This is a genomic window from Streptomyces sp. NPDC051322, from assembly GCF_040689485.1.
In the GTDB taxonomy this organism is placed as follows: domain Bacteria; phylum Actinomycetota; class Actinomycetes; order Streptomycetales; family Streptomycetaceae; genus Streptomyces.
Map to the genome: position 1 here is coordinate 1 of NZ_JBFBAK010000013.1, position 19,954 is coordinate 19,954.

The following is a 19,954-nucleotide window of genomic DNA, read 5'->3' on the forward strand; positions in this document are numbered from 1 at the left end:
GCGTCAACGTTCTGTGGGCCTTGATCCGTGACCGACGGTGCTATCAAGTCGCACCTCCAGTGACTATGACTGCTTGACAACAGCATTAGGAAGCGAGAGCGTTCCCCATTTGGCACTCAGATATACCGAACGGTTGTACCTACAGGCACGTGATGATCACCACGCGAGCACATTTCCAGAACTGCCCTCACGTGATCCATACATCTGGAAAGCTCTACCAGCATGTGCATGGAAAAAGTGACTCTCTGCTTGCACGCAGGAGACTGTGGGACATGTCACGTTGGCGAGTTGTGGAGACGTTGACCGTAGATGTCATGAACCTGCAAAGATTTGCAAGTCTATTTGCTTGCAGGCAGTTGCCTGCACACCTTGGGGAGGATCCGTGCTGCAAGTCCGCACGCGGGTTAGGCGTCTCATCGGCGCAACAGCAGTACTGGCCGTGCTAGCAGGAGGCGGGGCTCTCAGCGCTGCGTCCGCTCAGGCCAGTTCACAAACACACGTCAAGGCGTCTATCGCTGCGCACCCGTCCAAGCCGCTCAAGCCGGCGAAGGCCATGACCGCGCATGAGCGAAGAGCCCAGGTGAAACGCGACCAACAACTCCGGGAACTGGGCCCAGCACTACGACACGAAAAACGCCTGAATAAGTGGGCAGAGCAAGAGAAACGGGCCTCGTCCAGCGACCCCAAACCTCTGACTGCAGGGCAACCTGCCAAATCACTGTCGACAGCTCAGGCGCAGGACATCCAACTCCCCGTAATCCAGGGAGCCTACTGGGGTTCCATCTACATCGTTAACGATGAATCTCAGCTGGATCCATCCGGAGTGGCATCAGCGCTACCGTCAAACCCTCCCACAAATCCTAGGGTGGCACCCAACTACCAGCCCGGACAGACAACCTGGAACGTTGCGGCCGATTGGACAGGGGAGCCAGCAGCAACACCACGGTTCATTCGGATGCAGGTGTACCAGGCTTCGGATAACAAGCTGGTCGCCACCAGAATGAACAGCGAGAATTCGTTCTCGGCGAACGATGCTGAAACGACAGCAGAGTGTTTGAGGTGGATAGGTGGGGGAAGCGCACCTCACACCTGCGTATGGTCGGCTGTAGACGGAGTGTTCGCTGGCAAGGCGGGCACCGTCTACTACGCGAAGCTCTCCTACGCCACCGAGATGACCAACCACTTCTACAAGGTTCCCGGGGAGGCGAAACCCACATATGCAGAGTACTGGCTGCCTACGAAGTGGACAGCAACGGTGACCAGCCCAGGTGCACCAGCAATCTACACACCAGGTATCGGGCAGAGTCTCTCAGGTGCGTGCACTTGCTTTTACCAGACATCCATCGCCGACCCAGTCAACACCGCTACCGGAGCTGTCACAGAGACAATCGATGACACGACGGTGCCCGGTATGGGTTTTCCTCTGACACTGACTCGCAACTACTCATCAGCAGCGACGGACAGCGACGGCCTCTTGGGAAAGGGGTGGAAGCTCTCCTTCGAGTCCCGGATAACCCCCGAAACAGGCAAAGCCACACTCTACGAGTCAGACGGCGCGCGGATCACTTTCACTAAGAACAGCGACGGCACCTACGCAGCCCCCGCCCCCGTGCGATATGTGCTCACCGCGACGAGCGGTGGCTTTAAGGTCACCAACATCGATCACACCAGCCGGACCTTCGATGCCGCAGGGGTTCTGTCGAGCTGGACCAATGGAAGCGGCGAGGGGCTGACGTTCAGTTACTCCGGCGGGAATCTCACGAAGATCACTGACGCAGTTGGGCGGGAGACCACTCTCGATGTCGACACGACAACGGGCCGGCTCAACAGCGTGACCCTGCCGGACACACACAAAGTCACCTACGGCTATGTGGGCGGTCAACTGGCCTCGGTGACAGGAACCGACGGGGGCATCACCAAGTACACATACCTCGATGGACTTTTGTCCACAGTGGTGGACCCCAACCAGAACACCGTCACCCAGAACTTCTACGACCCCTCGACCGGGCGAATCAAGAAGCAGATCGACGCCTCGGGCAACTCTTACAGCTTTTCCTGGACTTCCACGAATGGAGCACCCGCAGGCTCCGGCGAGTCCGACATGACTGATCCCAACGGCGGAATCTGGACGGATATCTACCAGGCGGGTGTCCTCATGAACAGTTACCGGCCCGAAGGGGGCGGTAACGACCGCGAATACGACCAGCACCTGAACGACACTGCTGAATACGACGCCAACGGCAGTCAGACGCTGCGCACATACGATGCCCGTGGAAACCTGGCTTCCCAGATGAAGGGTGGAACCACCGAACTGTTCGAATTTGATACCACCGACCGCCTCAAGACTTACACCAACGGCCGAGGCTTCAAGACCGTGTACGGGTACGACGGTACTTCCGACCGGATCAAAACGGTCACAGGCCCAAATGGTGTCACCACCTACACCTACACACCCGACGGACAGATCGAAACAGAGCAGGCCCCCGGAGGGGGTGTAACGCGCTACGCGTACGACAGTACGGGGCTCTTGAAATCGGTCACAACCCCCGAAGGTAACCAGACAACCCATACGTACGAAGCAGGAAGAATCAAAACAACCACGGACCCCCGTGGGAACGTCCCTGGAGCCGACCCCGCTAAATACACAACTCATTTCGACTATGACGACCACGGAAGGCTATGGAAAGCAACCGACCCGGATAATCACACCACGACCTACACCTACGACAGCAACGGCAACACCAAGACAGTTGCCGACCCCCTCACCCGCGTCACCACCTACGACTACGACTCGGCAGATCGTCTAGAGAAAGTAACAGGACCCGACAAGAAGTTCTCCACCACAGAGTATGACAAGCAGGGCAACCCCAAGGCCCGAGTGGACGAAATCAACAACCGCACCACCTACGGCTACGACAGTGAAAATCACCTCGTCTCAGTCACCACACCGCGTGGAAACCTGCCAAATTCCGACCCAGCCAAATACACGACAACCTACGGGTATGACGGCAACGGGAACCTCGAGGAGACAGTCGACCCGACCGGGGCTGCCACAACCACTAAATATGACGCACTTGACCGGCCCACCGAGGTGACCGATCCTCTGAACCACGTCACCTCCACCAAGTACGACGAAAACGGCAACGTCAAGTCGGTCACCGACCCACGGCAGAAGACCACGGTCTACACCTACACCGACGATGACCAGGTAGAGACTGTCAGAGACCCGCGTGGAAAAGTCACTACGTACGCGTACGACGCGGCGCGGTACCTCAAGAGCGAAACAACACCACTGGGTCACACGACGACTTGGACCTACGACCACGACGGACGCCCTACCACCTCCGTCGACCCTCGCGGCAACGTCACCGGTACTGACCCCGCAAAATACGCCACCACCTACAGCTACGACGCTGCCGGAAATCTGAAAAAGACGACGGACCCGCTCGGACACACAGAGACCGCTGAATACAACGCTCAAAACCAACAGACCCTGGCAACGAATGCCAACAGTGAGTCGACAAAGACCACATACGACGAACTGGGCCGCATCAAGACAGTCACAGCCCCGGACGGCGGTCTGACGACCTACGGCTACGACATCGCCGGAGACATTCAAACGCGCACCGACGACAACGCCCATACAACCGCATACGCTTACGACGACGCCCACCGCCTCAAGACCGTCACCGACCCGCTCAACCACAAGGTCTCTTACAGCTATGACGCAGACGGGAACCAAGAAACCGTCACCAACGCACGCGGAGTAAAAACCACCACCACACACGATGCCCTGGGGCAGCCGGTCACCATCCAGTATTCAGATAGCACCCCCGCGGTAACCACGGTCTACGATGCCGCGGGCAACCGACACCAGATCACAGATGCAACCGGCAAGCGGACCCTGGACTACAACGAGAACAACCAGCTCACAGCAGTCTCCGTGCCCGGCCAAACCAAGGGATTCGCCTACACCTACGACGACGCTGGCAACCTAGCCACGCGAACCCTGCCCCACGGCCGCACAAGCACATACACGTACGACGATGATGGAAAACGGCACACCTCCACCACCGATAACTCCACCGTCACCTACGGCTACGACGACGCAGGAAACCTGACCACTACCAGACTGCCCACGGCTAACGGCTACAGCGAAGCCCGCACGATCAACGCAGCTGGACAGCTCACCGACATCGCGTCCACCAAAGCCGGCACCACTCTCTCCGCCTGGCACGCCGTTCTCGATCCAGCAGGCCAGCCCAAGCGTGTCGACAGCACCCGTCAGAGCACAGCCAAATCGCAGTACTACACCTACGATGCCGCCGGGCGCCTCAACACGGAATGCTCATCAACGGTCAAAGCCGACTCATGCCCCACTGGAGCACCAACCACCATGTACACCTACGACAAGACAGGAAATCGAAAGTCCCGCACCGACGCAAAAGGCACAACTACCAATTACACCTACAACGACGCTGACGAACTCACCAAAACCGTGACGGGTTCCACCGCCACCGGATATGAATACGACTCCGATGGCAACCAGACGAAAGCTGGGAACCAGACCTACGGATACGACCCAAACAACCAGCTCACCTCCATGACGGCCGGCGGCAAAACTTGGGGATTCACCTATGACTCAGACGGCAACCGCAGCAAACGAACCAAGACCGGTGTCAGTCTCGCCTGGGACATCAACAACGACATCCCGCAGTTGGCAGCCGAATACACTTCGACTGGCTCGCTGTACGCGGACTATGAGTACAACCCAGACGGAGCCGTAGAATCTGAACACCGGTCAAGTGCCGGTACAGACGCTTTGTATTATTACCATCGCGATCTGATTGGTTCTATCACCGATCTCACTACGGCCTCTGGAAGTCAGGCCAAGACATACGAGTATTCAAGTGCCTTCGGCGCTGGCGGCCCTGGCGTGGATTCCAATCAGCCGAATAATAACTTTGGGTACGCAGGACAGTACAAAGAACCTGCCGGTGGTGAGGATGCCTCCCTCGCCGATGCCCTTGGTTACAACATGCGGGCTCGTACATATGACCCGGATCAGGGACGCTTTACCAGCCCTGATCCCTACAACCCGAGCCAAGAAGATCCCGGTGAATCCTCGTACGCCTATGTCGGAAATGGCCCCACATATCGGTACGACCCTGCTGGGACGTGCTGGTGGATCCCGAACTCGAACGACGGCGCTTGCTTCCACCACAGTCCAGGAATCGATTGGGGAGCTGCGGCGAAACTGGGAGCGAAGCATGTAGGCGACATGCTCAGTAACGCGATCATCACCACAGCAGGGATTGGAGCGGGGTATCTCGGACGAAAGACCGGGGTGGGATCTGCCCTCAACGTGCAGTGCGGAAATCAGTATTCGCTGATATATCAATGGCTTACTGGATCCGGTGGAGCCAAATATTTCGGTCCTGGTCAATCATTCCTAGAAAACCTGAAGAAGGACTCGACCGTCAGTGGACTCCGGAGTGATTTCATCACACTTGCGCGAACCAATAATGGCAATGTCCAGGGCGAGCAGAGGCAAACTAGGTACCGGGATCCAGCGACTATCCCCCAACTAGTGACGGACCTTGCTGGCATGATTAGCAACGGCCGCGTTGGGACCCGGAATCCAGCGGATGCCTTCCTGGGCAGCTACAGCCTGAACGGCGTTGTGTCGGCCGTCTCTAAGCCATCGAGGACGATCACCGTGCAATTCACCGCCAACAACACCACAGATAAACACTCTTTCAACCATCAGTACGACATGCCAGACATCACAGCGGGTCCTGGTGCAACAATGACGGAAACATTCAACTGGTCAGAAATTCTCAGATACTAGTTCGGGCGCGGTCGCCACAATCGGCTGCACGTACTAGCTAGCTGTGCCGCAGACGCCAAACAGTCTGCGGCACAGCTATTCGCATGATCAAGAAAGGCACTCAGCCATGAATTCAAGATACGAAAATCGAAACCAACCACCACAGTACTGGGCTCGTTCTCCAGTCCCGCGACGTCGTTTGCACCCACTGACGATCGCACTCTTCTGCATAATAGCGATTCTTTGCATCGTTGCGACAGGAATCGTCCTGGTCGATTATTTGTTCGTCGGATCATCGATACAACTGGCACCCCTAAATAGAAGCCAGGTTCTCGGCTCTTGGGCTGGCGACAAGGGCGAGCGCATCACATTCTATGAATCAGGAGGATTTTCATCCTCCGGCGTTGCCGTCGCAGAATTCAATGCGGATTGTCATGCCGACCCCGCCCCACTGAGTTGGAAGATATATAAATTCCCGTCGACGACCTCCACTGACAAATCAATGAAAAAAGGAACCGCCATTGAACTCCGATACGCCAACTGCACAATCGATATCATGAGTGTAAAGAACGACAGCGGTCCCAAAATTTGCATCGCGAATGATGACTCTCAATGTCAAAATGGAATTTACTTCAGGAGAACAGTGACGGGTGACTGAACGTCAGCTGAGGTGATCCTTCCCGACGGGCCTGGCCTCGTTGTTTCACGGCGACATCCGGTTGGTCTTGCGTCCGTGATGTCGCGTTGATCCCTGTCCGGGGACGGTTCCGGTCAGGGGTGCGCGTCGGCTGACGTGCCGGATGACGTCGGGTTCCACGGTCCCGGAGCTTGCGGGTGAGCCTCCTCTCGATGCTCGATGAGGTCGTTCGTGCTGGTCGGGTGGGGTGGGGCGGGGCGAGGATCCGTTCGAAGGCGCGGATGATCGCCGTGGCCCAAGGCCAGGTGTCGGGGAGTTTCAGACGGCGTTTGCGCTGGCCGCGCACTAGGTGGGCGGGGACGTGGAGGATGCGGTAGCGCAGGGTCTTCGGGGTGACCTTGGCGAGCTCGCCGTCCAGGGCGAGGAGCTGGAACCAGCAGCGGAGATCGGCGGCGAGGTGGTGGCGGTGCAGGGTCATTGCGTGATTGGGATTGGTCCGGTTCGCCGGTCTCGTGAGTGACGTGTCGTCAGGTCCTTTGTGCGGCAAGGGGCCCCGGAGCGCAGAGCAGGCACGGTGCCGGTGATCATGTGGTTGTCGAGACCCATGAGAACCGAGCGAGACAGTGCCTGCCCGAACATCATCGCCGATCCCCTCCGTGCTGGAGCAACTGGGCTCCACGACTGATTCCCTCACCTCAAGTGATGTCGCTGACCTGCGGCGTTTCCTGATCCTGGTCGCCGATCCCCGAGATGTGCGGGGACTGCGGTATCCGGCGGTCGCGTTGCTGTGCGCGGCCGTATCGGCAGTGCTGACCGGGGCCCGCTCGCTCATCGCGATCAGCGAGTGGATCACGGATGCCCCGCAGTATGCGCTGGGTGTCCTTGGCTTCGCGGCCGATCCACTCACCGGTCTGCGACCGGTACCGCACGCCGCAACGGTGCGTCGCCTGCTGCAGCGTGTGGACGGTGATGCGCTGGACGCGGCGATCGGCGCGTTTCTGCAGGCCAGAACGCCATCCCCGACTGAACCGGAGACGAAGGCGGGGCCGGTGCGGCGGGTGATCGCGGTCGGCGGCAAGGTGGTACGCGGTTCGCGGACCAAGACCGCCACGGCGATTCAGTTGCTGGCGGCGATGGACCATCTCGGCGTGGTCCTGGCCCAGCGGCAGGTCGCCTCCAAGAGCAACGAGATCCCTTCCTTCGCACCCCTGTTGGACGGCCTGGATCTACAGAACTCGGTGGTGACCGCCGACGCCCTGCACACCCAGCATGATCACGGGGCCTATCTGATCGGCCGCGGCGCTCACTACGTGGCTGTCGTGAAGAAGAACCATCCCGGCCTGCACGCACAGGTCAGGAAGCTGCCCTGGCGGGACATCCCGCTCGGGCACCGCACCCGCGACCACGCCCACCACCGCGATGAGATCCGCCGGCTCAAAGCCGCCGCGTTCAGCCACCTGGACTACCCCGGCGCCCGGCAGGCTATCCAAGTGGTGCGGTGGAGACGCGACTTGAGCACCGGGAAGCTGGCCATCGAGCGCGTCTACCTGATCACCAGCCTGAGTGTCTTCGACGCCACCTGCACTGAACTCGTCACCTGGATCAGAGGCCACTGGGGCATCGAGAACCTCCTGCACCACGTGCGGGACCGCACGTTCCGCGAGGACGACTCCAAGGTCCGCACCGGCACCCTGCCCCGCACCATGGCTTCCCTGCGCAACCTCGCCATCAGCATCTTCCGCCAGGACGGCCAGACCAACATCGCCGCCGCCCTCCGCCACGCCGGCCGCGACTACCTCCGGCCCCTACAAACCCTCGGCCTCACGTGACGAACCCGGACAGATCCTGATCACGCAATGACCCTGGGAGTCGGCCGCCCGACCGTTTCGAACCGATGGGGCTGATCCAATCGCTCGACAGATTCAAATCCCTGTCCTTGCAACCGACTGATCAGAATGCGGCCCAGTTGTGTGATGCCAACAACCGTAAGCATCATCTTCCGCACTCAACACGCCTTGGGAGAGCCTCGACTCGGCGATCCAGGCCAGACAAGGGCGTGGATCAGACAGCCCACACGCCCGAGTCGTCCCGCCGGGGTTGCAGGGAGTGAAGCAAAGCCGTGCTGCGCAACGCCGAGAGTGGACAGGGGAGCGCAAGGGGAGCGCGGATGCCTTTGGATCGGTCAACACGACGCAGCACGAGCGAGTGTCGCTCAAGTGCTCTCATCAGGCAAACGAGATCTGGCAGCCCTACGGATCACTGGGCGGCACGATTGCTTTCGTACTCGTAATGCGTAGGTCTCGGGTTCGAATCCCGAAGGCGGCTCATTCAAAGCCCAGCTCAGACAGCATCTGAGCTGGGCTTTCTCGTTCGCGCGGCACGATCCACATCATCGGCGGCGGGACGGGCCGTGCGGTGAGCGGCGATCTCAACTTCAGGTTCCTGGCGGGGCTTGGTCAGACGCTCCGGGCTGGGTATGAAGGTGTCGCCCATGCGGCGCATGGCGTCCTTCGACAGGTGCGACCGGCCCTGGACGCACCGGCGGGTCTGGCTAGGGCCTGTCCGGCGGCTCATGCCGGGCGGTCCACCGGCGCTGATTCGCTGGAGCGGCCCGCCGGGCAAGGGGGCTGGGTGGGCGAAGCAGCTTGGGTCTTTCGATAAATGCCTCGACATCGGTCGCGGTGATCGGGGACGCTTCGCTCGATGACCAGAATGGACGACACGCCGCCCGCGTGGGACGAGCGCACTCAGCTCACCACGTTTCTCGACTACGCACGTGACACCGCCCGCGCCAAGTGTGATGGCGTCTCCGAGGAGAACGCCCGCAAGGCGCTCCTGCCGGGCTCACCGCTGATGACCATGAGCGGGGTGATCAACCACCTCCGCTGGGTCGAGTACTACTGGTTCCAAGTGGTTTTCCTCGGCGAGGAAGACCGGGCCCCTATGACAGAGGAGGACCCCGACCGCGAGATGCGTATTGCCGTCGACTTCCCGCTCGCACAGTTGCTCGACGAATACGCTGAACAGAGCGCCCGTTACCGCGAGCTGGTCGCCGGGAACGGCCTGGACAAGCAGGCCCAGCGAGCCATCCGCGACGGTCGCCACGTGGATCTGCGCTGGATCCTCCTCCACCTCACCGAGGAGACGGCCCGCCACAACGGGCACCTGGACATCCTGCGCGAGATGCTCGACGGTGCGACCGGCTACTAGACCCGGCGGAGATCACGGGCGGAGTCGGATCAAGGCGACGGTGCCGTGGAAGATGTAGACGCGCTTGTCATGGGCTGCCGGGCGGCCTGCGCGGACACGTTGGGACACGAAGGCCTCCGTGCGGTGAAGATTCGACACCTTCACCACGCACGGGGGCCTTCGCCATGATCAAGCCCACGCGGTGTTAACAACACTCGTGCTCAACCGGGTGGCCCCTGGTTGGTCCGAGGGGCGGCCGCTGACCGGGGTCAGCGTAGGCCGGCGAAGAGGTCGTTCTCGGGCAGGGGAGCGCCGGTGGTGTCGTGGACCCGGACGAACGTCTCCACGCCCATGAGCTGCGTGAACCTCTCCTTGCCCATCCGCAGGAAGAAGATGTTCTCACCCTGGCTGGCGTGCGCGGCCAGCGCGTCGAACTTCTGGCTGCCGAATTCAGTGGCGTCCACCCACGTGGTGATCTCCTCGTCGGGCAGGCCGATTTCGGGACCCGCTCCGGCCTCGGACGGGTCCGGCTCCTCCCAGTCCGCGCCGAACTCGCGCATGATCGTCCCGAACTCCTTCATCATCGAGCGCGGCGCCGTCGTCCAGTAGACCTTCGACGCCATCCCGGTCAGCGAAAGTGCTGCCATCGTGATCCGGTTTGCCTGGATGTGATCCGGGTGGCCGTAGAACCCGTTCTCGTCGTAGGTCACGACGACGTCGGGCCGGTAACGCACCATCAGCTCGGCGAGCCGAGCGGCCGCCTCATCCACCGGCGTACTCCAGAACGATCCGGGCGCGGTGTTGGCCGGCCAGCCCATCATTCCGGAGTCGGCATACCCGAGCAGCTCAAGATGATCCACCCCCAGGACCTCACAGCTCGTTTCGAGCTCGCCTCGGCGCATCTCGGCGACGGCAGCCGGATCATGCCCCGGCTCGCCCGGCTTGGCACCACCCGGACCGTCACCGCAGCCACCGTCGGTACACGTGACGAGCACCGTGCGGATGCCCTCCGCCGCGTAACGCCCCAGCACACCTCCCGTCCCGGTGGCCTCGTCGTCCGGGTGAGCGTGTACTGCCATCAGCGTCAAAGGCCGGTCAGTCATGAAATCCATCTCCTGGTCGGTCAAGCGATCGGTGCCAGTCTGCGGCACAGCGGTACGTGACCGCCCGCAGACCGCCGAGTCCGTCCGATCTGACCGAAGCAGCGAGCCGGGTGGACCACGGTCAGGGCCTGATGGTGAGGGCGGCCCGGTTGTTCGCCGCCGCGGTGGCGGTGACCGTGAAGCGTTTGGCCGACCGGTCGTAGGCGACCGCGCCGACGCTTCCGATGGTGGCGGTGACGACCGGCTTGCGCGGCGCGTAACCGTGCAGGGTCACTGGCCCCTCGCCGGCCGCGAACGCGATGGTGGCGTGCACGTGCCCGTCGTCGCTCAGGTGCTCGATGCGCTTGGTGCCGTGCGCGACGAACTTCCCGGCGTCACCGAGAAAGGCGATGCCGGAGTCGCCCACCGGCGCCACGACCCAGTAGGTGCCGTCGGTGACGGTGGCGCTCACCCGGCCGCCCGTGGAGACCAGTTCGCCGGTGCCGGCGTAGTAGTCGTAGACGTAGGCCCGCCCGGTCGTCCCCAGCTCCTTCAGGGTGAACGAGGCGTTCTGGGACAGGCCGGTCGGCACGGAGCCCCGGGTGACGCCGAGCCAGTCGATGTTGCCGCCGCTGGACCCGGTGGCGGTCGCGCGCACGGTGTTGGCACCCTCGGCCAGGGTGACGGTCAGTCCCACGACGCTCCACGACGTCCACCAGCCGGTCGAGGGGAACGACAGGGTCCGGGCGTCACCGCCGTTCACCGCGACCGCGAGCGGGCGGTCGGTGAAGGAGGCGTTGGCGTAGCGGAACTGCAGCGTGTAAGTGCCCGCGGCGGGCGCCTGCACCGTCCACTCCACGTAGTCCCCGTCGGCGTGCTGGTAGTCGGCGAAACCGTTGCCGGAGTATCCGGAATTGTCCCGGCCGACGACCACTCCCGACAGCTTCGCCTCCTCCGCCTGGTAGGTCTGCTCCGGGGGGACGAACTGCCGGGCGTACGCGAAGACGTAACGGTAGGTCAGCCCGCTGTGGGCCACATGGGTGGACGCCACCATGGCGGGCAGCTTCCCGGCTGCCTCGCCGACGTACGTGGCGTCGGTGGGGACGACGGGCGCGTCCGGTTTGACGATGACCCCGTCGGGACGCACCACCTGGAACAGGTGGTCGGCGTTGACCTTCCCCAGCTTGTCCCCGACGCCGACCGGCCCGGCCGACAGGTTCGCCAGCAGCAGGTTGTTGAGTTCGCCGCTCATGAACACATCCACCCACGGCCACACCCCGAGCGAGCCCGCGAACTGCGAGTCGTAGAGGAACATGTCCCACTTCGGCCGGTCGAAGCGGTCGTCGCTGACCCGGATGGTGGTCAGGTTGGGATAGCGGGTGCTCTGCAGGTAGTCGCGCGGCAGCGCCATGCAGTACTGGAGGTCCAGGCCGTCGCTCGCCGCGTGGTGGGCCATGTTGTCGAAGAACGCGTCGGCGTCGGTGAGGTTCTCGGCGGGCTTGGCGTTGTTGCAGAGCCAGTCCTGCTCATAGACGACGACTCCGCTGTCGCGCAGGTAGTCCATGACGCTCTGCCAGAACGCCGGGTCGATGACGACGTTGTCCGACATCGCGTACTCGCCGTGGTACGGGCTCGTCTTGTCCATCCACCGGGCGTGGGTGACGAGCGGCATCCCCAACTGCTTCTGGAACGCGGCGAGTCCGTCCGGGAACAGCTCCTTGTCCGCCTCGTACCGGGAGGTGCCGTCCGGCAGGTCGTTCCAGTCGCCCTTCGGGCCCTTGGGGTACCACCAACTGTCGAGCTGCAGGTAGCCCATCGGGATCTTCTGGGACGCCCACTCGTCGCGGACGGCCAGCAGCGTGCCCGTGTAGCCCTTGGACTGCTCGTACTCGTAGTAGTAGTCCGCGCCGTTGTCGGTCCAGTAGCCCAGGGTGCTGAGCATCACGCCCGCGTCGTTGGCCGGCAGCGGCTTGCCCGCGAGCCTGGTCAGCGCGGTGCCCCAGGCGCGGTGCGCGGCCCCGACACCGGCCGCGGCCGACAGGATCGTCTGCCGGGTGTAGCCGGCCGGCAGAGTGCCGATCGAGCTGATCACGCCGGCCGCGATCGAGCCGTCCGCGCCTTCCCCGGTCTGCGCCTCCTGGAAGTGGTTCGCCGCCGACAGCACGAAGGTGTGGCCCGCCGCGTCGAAGAACACCCACGGGCTGTCCGACGCACCCGAGAAGGTGTTGAACTGGAACCGCCCGAAGCAGTCGCTGTGGCTCAGCCGGTGGGCGAGCTTCGGGTAGCCGGTGAAGGTCGGGAACGGATTGCCGTTGGTCCCGGCCCGGACGTAGGTGTCGGTGAAGACGACGGAGGACGCGCCCTTGTAGACCCGGATGCCGCCCTTCCGCGCGCCCGACTGGAAGGTGAACGTGGTCTCGGTGTAGCGGCCCAGTGCGTCCGATCCCGGCCTGGTGGCGATGTCGGTCGCCGCCGAGCCGACCGAACCGCTGAAGGTCCAGCCCAGCTCCCTGGCGGTCACCTGCCAGGCGCCCGAGGCCTGCACGGTCGCCTTCAGGGCCTGCGACCCACCGGTGCTCGCGCTCGCCCTGCCCGCCGCGGCGGTCAGCGGCAGTGCCAGGGCGGCGGATCCGAGCCCGGCGGCCCTGATGAAGCCGCGACGGTTGATTCCGGTCATGAGGTGCTCCTCGTCTCGTTGCGGCACAGCGCGGTCGGCGCTGCTCCGCTGACGTGTCGTGAAAAGGCGCGCACCGCGGACGCGTCGCGTCCGGGCTGGGACAGAGGCGGTACTCGTCACGGGAGTGCCGGAAGAACAGGGCAGGGGCAGTCGGTGGTGCCCGGCCGTGCCTACCGGAGCACGCAGTGCCCTTCGCCCAGCGAGGGAAGACGGGGCACAGTTTGCTGTCGTGTTCGTTTTGCGGTCAAGAGTCAAAACAAAGAAACAGTTCTCAACATCACGAGCTTGCCAACAAGCCGCAGGCCACAGCCCGTTCGCCGGATTCCGGGACTTCGGCCCGGGTCGCTGGAGTTCACCCACATGAACGTTCGGGCCGCTCGCAAGCGGGGTTGACCCCTCTTCGTCGCAGCGGTTAGCGTCCTCTCTCGTCACGGTTCACAGTGCAGTCCAATGTTCATCCACATGACCTGTTCGGTCGGCTGCGGGGCCTCCGCGCAGGGCTCGAACGGGCACCGGTGTCCGCAGGGGTTGACGGCGGCGAGGGGGGTGCGAAGAATGACCGGCGTCTGACAACGTTGTCTAGTGGGTGTCGGCGCCCGACCCCCGAGGTTGGAGCCAGCCGTGCAGGACCGCACAACCCCGCTGAGCCGCCGTCGTTTCGCCCAATTCGCTGGAATGGCGGCTGCTCTGGTCGCCGGTCCGGTGACGCTCGCGACCGCCTCGCCCGCCCGGGCCGCGGCCCGGGCGGGCGAGGCACCCCTGGGCATCGTCCCGTCCAGCACCCCACCGGACCCCGTCGCCGCCGCCTACCACCAGGTTCTGCTGCGCCACACCCGGTGGACCGAAACTCAGTGGGACGCGGCCGCCGGGCACTACAAGGCCGGCGACTTCGGCTTCGCCGTCGTCCTCGGGCACGCCCTGCTGCTGACCCGGGGCGGCTACGACGCCGACATCGCCGGGATCGACGAGGACACGCTGCGTTCCCGCACCCTGGCCACCCTCACCCACTTCGCCGCTTCCAACCGTCTGACCGGCGGCACCGAGTGGGGCAAGACCCTGTTCTTCGACACCACTTTCCAGCTCTACTTCGTGCTCGCCGCCCGCCTGCTGTGGGACCAGTTGGACGCCGCGACGCGTGCACACATCGACACCATCGTGCGCGAACAGGCTGCCTACACCACTTCGTTGGGATCGGGCAACGACCCGCTGTCCGGGAGCTGGACGCCCGACGGACTGCGCGGCAACCACGTCGGCGACACCAAGCTGGAGGAGATGGGCGTCTACGCCCAGTCGCTGGCGCCCGCGCTGGCCTGGGCCGCGGACGACTCCCGGAATGCGTCCTGGAACTCCTGGTACGGCAGGTGGAGCCGCAACGAGACCGGTCTGCCAGCCGCGGACCGGGCCAATGCGGCGGTCGTGGACGGTGTCCCGGTCAGCGACAACACCGCGCAGAACCTCTACGACACCTTCATCGTGGAGAACCACGGCTCGTTCGGGCCGCACTACCAGTGCGAGCTGTGGCGCACGTCCGGCCGCAACGCGGTCCACTTCCTGACCGCCGGCCGGCCGCTGCCCGAGGTCCTCACCGCCCAGCCGAACGCGGACCGCCTCTGGGCATCCACGCTGGCGGTGATGAGTGACTCCGGCGAGCCGCTGATGCCGATGGTCAACGACCGCGAGCATCTCTACGGCCGCGACGTCATTCCTGTCGCGTTCCTCGCCCAGGTGCTGGGCGACCGGGCCGCCGCCTACGCCGAGGCCGCCCTTGCGAAGCGCCTGCCGGCCTACCAGGCATACGCGCCGGCCGACCGGATCACCAAGTTCTCCGGCGAGCCCAAGTACGAACCCGAGGCGCGTGCCGAACTGGCCATCAGCTACCTGCTGCACGAGTGGCGGGCGGCGCAGGGCAGACGGGTCACCGCGCTCACCGCGGAGGAGCTCTTCCGCCGGGCCGCCGGTGTCACCGACTTCGGCACCGGGCCGGGGCTGGTCGCCCACCAGACGCCGCGGGCCTGGGCGGGCGCGGTCACCAAGCCGGGCTTCGTGAAGTTCGGCTGGCAACCGGCGCACGACGACTGGCTGTTCTCACTCAGCGGCAGTACTCCGATGTTCCTGCCCACCACGTCGGGCAACGTCGTCGGCCGCTCCGTCGCCACGTACACCGAGCTGCGGGACGGCCTGGACGCCGGCGCGGTGCTGCTCGCCCTGGACAGCGGGTACGCGGGCTTCACGACGCTGCCGGGCGGCGAGGTCGTCTACGCCACGACCGGCACGGCGGCCGGCGAGGGCCGGATCGAGGTCTTCAACCTGACCATGCCGGGGATCGCCGGGCTCGACGGCAGCCGTACGTACACCTCTGCGGAGGGCGTGGCCACCGTCGCGGCCGCCGACAGCGGCAACGCCGGGCACCCGACGGCCGGTCCGCGCACCGACCGCCTGACTTTTCCCCGCGGTACGTACCGGTACCTGCGCATGCTGGGCCGGCGCGGTCACCCCAAGTACGGCTACTCGCTCTATGCGTTCGAGGTGCGCGACGGTGCCACGGGCGCCGATCTGGCCCGGGGCGGCACCGCGTCCTCGTCCTCCGCGGACACCGGGAAGGGCGCGGCGCTCGCCGTGGACGGCGACCCGGCCTCCCGCTGGGCGGTCTCGGTCGCCCAGCGCACCCGCGCCGACAGCTGGTTGGAGGTGGACCTGACCGGGCCCGCCGCGATGGACCGGGTCTCGCTGAGCTGGGAGACGGCGGCCGGCGAGGCGTACACCGTGCAGGGCTCCGCCGACGGTTCGTCCTGGACCGATCTGGTCGCCTACCCGCCGGCCGATCTCAGCAGCGACGGCGGGTGGATCAGTGTGGACGGCCGGGCCGGGTTCGTCGTCCGGGGCGGCACCAGCCCCCTGGCCGTGTACGGCGACACGGTGATCCTCTCGGACGGGCCGGCGGCGCCGCTGCTCGTCGAGGGCCTGCCCGACGGCTCTCCGGGGGCGGTCCGCGCCGCGGCGGCGCGCCCGGCGCCCGAGGCCGGCCACGAGGCCGTGCGGGCCTCCACCGCCGGCGGCCACCTGAGCCTGTTCAACCTCTCGGGCGCGGCGGTGGCCACCGAGGTCGCGGTGGCGCAGGACACCCGCGCCGTCACCCTGTACGCGGGCGGCCAGACGGTGACCGCGCAGGGCACGGTGTTCCGGGCCGCGCTCGGCCCGGCTGCCGCGGTGGTGGCCCCGGCGCGCGCGGTCCTGCGAGGGCGGGACGGCCGACTGCCGGTGGGGCTGAGCGCCGAGGTCCGCGACGCGGCGACCGTCGTGCTGCGCGGCCCGTCCTGCCGGGTCGAGGTCGCCGCCCCGGGCGGTCGCACGGTCCGGGTCACGCTGCGGTCGGGGCGCGCCCGCACGGTCACGCTGCCGGGCACGGCGCCCTATCCGCTGGACGACCTGGCGCTGGAGCGGGTCACCTTCCCGACGTCGCCGTTGCCGGCCGGCATGTCGGACCCCGCCGCCGCGGTGGACGGAGACCCGCACACCGCGTGGACGCCGGGGCCGGGCGGCCGGATGGTCGTCGATCTGGGTGCGGTCGTGCCGCTCGGCAGGGTCACCGCGCGCTGGACCGGCGGCCGGACGCCCGCCGCCCGGATCGAGACGAGCACCGACGGGCTGACGTACCGGCAGGCCGGGGCGCTCCCCGGCCGCAGCACGACCGCGTCGCTGCGGTTGTCGGGGCAGGCCCGGTACGTCGCCCTCGCGGTCGCGGACGATGCCCCGCACGGTGCGCGGCTGGTGTCCCTGGCGGTGACCGCTTGATGACGCCCCGCTACCCGCGCAGAGGTTGACTCGCGTCGTGACTGTCCCGTCCCCCCGGGCCCTGCCTCTCCGCCCGCTCCGGAGAGAAAGTTCCTGAGATGCGCGCGATGAGTTCCGAGAGGCACGCCGGTATGTACTGACGGGCCCTCTTCGGGCCCGGCCGAGTGCAATGACGGGAGAGAACGATGTCCGATAACCGCGCGAAGGACAGGTCGGCGATCACCGCCGTCCTCCAGGGCGTCTACCAGGCGTGGGACGCCGGCGACGCCGACGCCTTCGTCGCCGACTACACGCAGGAGGCCACCGCGATCCTGCCCGGCTCGCTGCGCGCCTCCCGCGAGGAGATCCGGCAGAGCATGGCGGCCGGGTTCGCCTCCTTCCTGAAGGGCACCACGACGACCGACCGACAGCTGGGGATCCGGTTCCTGGGACGTGACGGCGCGATCGTCGTGAGCGAGACCGGCATCCTCTTCCCCGGCGAGTCCGAGGTGCCCGCCGACCGGGTCACGTACGCGACGTGGGTGTTGGAGAAGACCGACGGTGCCTGGCTGGTCGCCGGCTACCACAACAGCCCGGCGAAGCCCGCCAGTTGATCCGCAGCCGGTCCTGCCGGGTCCGCCCGCACCTGTTCGGGCGGGCCCGCGCCGGCGGCGGATCAGCCGTCGAGCTTCTGCGCCAGGGGAAAGGCGGCGAATACGTCAGGGTCCTGGAAGACCGAGACCCGGCTGATGCCGCCGCCCGTGACCGTGAACACCTGCAGGGTGTGCAGCTCGAACACGCCGCCGTCCCCGCGCCGATAGGCGGCGAAGCCGGCCTGCCCGTTGGCCCGTACCGGCAGCAACCGCCAGGCGGTGCCGGCCTTGTCGAACACCCAGCCCATGAATGCGGCGTAGTTCTCCCGGCCGGTGAACCAGTTGACCATGGGCGGCATCTCCATGAGGACGTCCTCGGTCACGATGTGCAGCAGTCCTGGGATGTCCGCGCGGACGAAGGCCGCCATGTACCGGTCCACCCACGACCGCTGCTCCGCGTCGGAAGGCTCAGTGACCTGCTCCTCCGGCATGCCCGCGGCCCGGATCCGGGCACGAGCCCGCTGCAGCGAGCTGTTCACGGACGCGACCGAGGTCTCCAGGATGTCCGCTGCCCCCGCCGCCGGGTAGTCGAGCACGTCGCGCAGGATCAGGACGGCGCGCTCTCTCGGTGACAGCAGTTGCAGCGCTGCGACGAAGGCCAGCCGCAGGCTGCCCCAGTCGATCGCCGCGGTGGCCGGGTCGCCTGCGCCGAGCAGGCTGTCCGGGAGCGGCTGCAACCAGGTTGCCTCCCCGCCGTGGACGAGCGAGCCCAGCGGTTCGCTCTCGGTGACCAGACCGGAGGGCATCGGGCGGCGGGCGCGGCCGTCCAGCGCGGTCAGACACGCATTCGTGGCGATCCGGTACAACCAGGTCCGCAGGGAAGCACGCGACGGGTCGTAACGGTCCCGCGCGCGCCACGCCCGCAGATACATCTCCTGCACGAGTTCCTCGGCGTCGTGGACCGAGCCGAGCATCCGGTAGCAGTGCGCCAGCAGCTCCGGCCGGTGCCGCTGCACCGAGGCCTCGAAGTCCCCCGTCGACGTCATCCCCGTGCTGCCGCCCTTCCGGTCTGCTCAGCCGGCCCCTACCGTAGCCCCCTCACGGGTCCGGTTGCAGCCGTTCTGCTGCCGGGAACGCGCGCTGAGCAGCTCCGGCCAGGGTCTGCCCGGCCAGGGCCTCTCCGGCCGGGGTCTCTCCGGTCACGGGGGAGGTCACGATGCGGTGCACCAGGCGTGCCCCGGCACGGGCCGTGCGGTGGTCGGCGTCGAGGTCCGGGTTGAGCTCGGCGACATCGCACAGCGCCAGCTTCCCGCTCGCGGCGACCCGGGCGCACACGTACTCGATGATCTCCATGGGGACGCCGTAGGCGGCGGGTGCGCTCACCCCCGGCGCCGCGGCGGCCGGCAGCACGTCGAGATCAATGCTGAGGTGAACGATGTCGCAGCCGGCCAGGAATGCGTCGACGAAGAGATCGACGCCGGCGACGCAGAGCGCTCCGCACTCGGTGTCGCGGAGATAGCGCACGCCGAGCTTCTCGGCGGTGTGGAACAGCCGCTGGGTGTTGCTGGGCTGACTCACCCCGAGCACTGCGTAGTTCAGTCGTCGTCCGTGCTGCTCCTCACCGCGCGCCATCTGCAGGAACGGAGTGCCGGAGCTCGGCCGGTCGTCGTCGCGCAGGTCGAAGTGGGCGTCCAGGTTCAGCACTCCGAGGCGGGCGCCGTCGAGTACGGCCCGACTGTCGGCCAGTCCGAGATAGCTGCCGTAGGCGACCTCGTGGCCGCCGCCCAGGACCACCACGGGGCGGCCGCGCCGTCGGTCGAGGAGCAGGGTGACCGCGCGGGCCAGGCGTTGCTGCCCGGCTTCCAGGTCGCCGTCGCCGACGGTGATGTCACCGGCGTCCAGTGCCTGCAGCGGCTGGGGGAGCGCCATCGGGGCCAGGGCGGCGCGCAGGGCGGCCGGCCCGGCTGCCGCGCCCGGTCGGCCCTTGTTGCGCCGGACCCCTTCGTCGCTGCGGAAACCCACGAAGGCGGCGTCCCACTCCTGGGTCTGCTCCTGGGTCTGCGCGGTGCCCATGCCCACGATGTGATGCCAGCGCAGGTTGTCCGTACCGGGCCCGTCGTCGCGGCCCGTCCACGGTTCGGGTGGCAGGTCCACGGGGACTGTCACGGTTTCCGT

Annotated in this window: 10 protein-coding genes and 1 pseudogene; 5 read left to right on the plus strand and 6 right to left on the minus strand. The window is 65.7% G+C overall.

Translation table 11 applies throughout. From position 1 onward, the window contains the following. The first annotated feature begins 865 nt into the window (after positions 1 to 865). Positions 866 to 5,851, plus strand: a complete 4,986-nt coding sequence (locus tag AB0436_RS26420; RefSeq protein WP_366470432.1) for a DUF6531 domain-containing protein — start codon at positions 866 to 868, stop codon at positions 5,849 to 5,851. A gap of 611 nt (positions 5,852 to 6,462) precedes the next feature. Here the strand turns inward: AB0436_RS26420 and AB0436_RS26425 are convergent. After that, complete coding sequence (locus AB0436_RS26425) at positions 6,463 to 7,161, minus strand: transposase (RefSeq protein ID WP_366470433.1); 699 nt, start codon at positions 7,159 to 7,161, stop codon at positions 6,463 to 6,465. Between AB0436_RS26425 and AB0436_RS26430 the strand changes: the two genes are divergently transcribed. Then, on the plus strand, positions 7,124 to 8,296 hold the full coding sequence (locus AB0436_RS26430) for an ISAs1 family transposase (RefSeq protein WP_366470434.1): 1,173 nt from the start codon (positions 7,124 to 7,126) through the stop codon (positions 8,294 to 8,296). The genes AB0436_RS26425 and AB0436_RS26430 overlap by 38 nt on opposite strands. Positions 8,297 to 8,807: 511 nt before the next feature. Here AB0436_RS26430 and AB0436_RS26435 read toward each other — a convergent pair. Next, a pseudogene (locus AB0436_RS26435) lies at positions 8,808 to 9,020 on the minus strand (hypothetical protein); the annotation flags it as partial. A gap of 150 nt (positions 9,021 to 9,170) precedes the next feature. Here AB0436_RS26435 and AB0436_RS26440 point away from each other — a divergent pair. Next, positions 9,171 to 9,677, plus strand: a complete 507-nt coding sequence (locus AB0436_RS26440) for a DinB family protein (RefSeq protein ID WP_366470435.1) — start codon at positions 9,171 to 9,173, stop codon at positions 9,675 to 9,677. Between the two features lie 248 nt (positions 9,678 to 9,925). Here AB0436_RS26440 and AB0436_RS26445 read toward each other — a convergent pair whose 3' ends face one another. Both AB0436_RS26445 and AB0436_RS26450 read right to left on the minus strand, forming a co-directional pair. Beyond that, positions 9,926 to 10,759, minus strand: a complete 834-nt coding sequence (locus AB0436_RS26445) for a PIG-L family deacetylase (protein WP_366470436.1) — start codon at positions 10,757 to 10,759, stop codon at positions 9,926 to 9,928. Positions 10,760 to 10,880: 121 nt separating this feature from the next. Continuing rightward, complete coding sequence (locus tag AB0436_RS26450) at positions 10,881 to 13,415, minus strand: CBM35 domain-containing protein (RefSeq protein ID WP_366470437.1); 2,535 nt, start codon at positions 13,413 to 13,415, stop codon at positions 10,881 to 10,883. A 675-nt stretch (positions 13,416 to 14,090) separates the two neighbouring features. Here AB0436_RS26450 and AB0436_RS26455 point away from each other — a divergent pair. After that, positions 14,091 to 17,207 (plus strand): discoidin domain-containing protein, encoded by a 3,117-nt coding sequence (locus AB0436_RS26455; RefSeq protein WP_366470533.1) that lies wholly within the window; start codon positions 14,091 to 14,093, stop codon positions 17,205 to 17,207. A 185-nt stretch (positions 17,208 to 17,392) separates the two neighbouring features. Further along, positions 17,393 to 17,800, plus strand: a complete 408-nt coding sequence (locus AB0436_RS26460; protein WP_366470439.1) for an SgcJ/EcaC family oxidoreductase — start codon at positions 17,393 to 17,395, stop codon at positions 17,798 to 17,800. A 62-nt stretch (positions 17,801 to 17,862) separates the two neighbouring features. On the opposite strand, the gene AB0436_RS26465 is transcribed toward AB0436_RS26460, so the two are convergent. Both AB0436_RS26465 and hutG read right to left on the minus strand, forming a co-directional pair. Beyond that, a complete protein-coding gene (locus AB0436_RS26465) occupies positions 17,863 to 18,825 on the minus strand; it encodes an RNA polymerase subunit sigma-70 (protein ID WP_366470440.1) in 963 nt (320 codons plus the stop codon). Positions 18,826 to 18,877: 52 nt separating this feature from the next. Continuing rightward, positions 18,878 to 19,945 carry a formimidoylglutamase gene (gene hutG / locus AB0436_RS26470; protein WP_366470441.1) on the minus strand — a complete coding sequence of 356 codons (1,068 nt, stop codon included), beginning with the start codon at positions 19,943 to 19,945 and terminating at the stop codon, positions 18,878 to 18,880. Between the last annotated feature and the right edge of the window lie 9 nt (positions 19,946 to 19,954).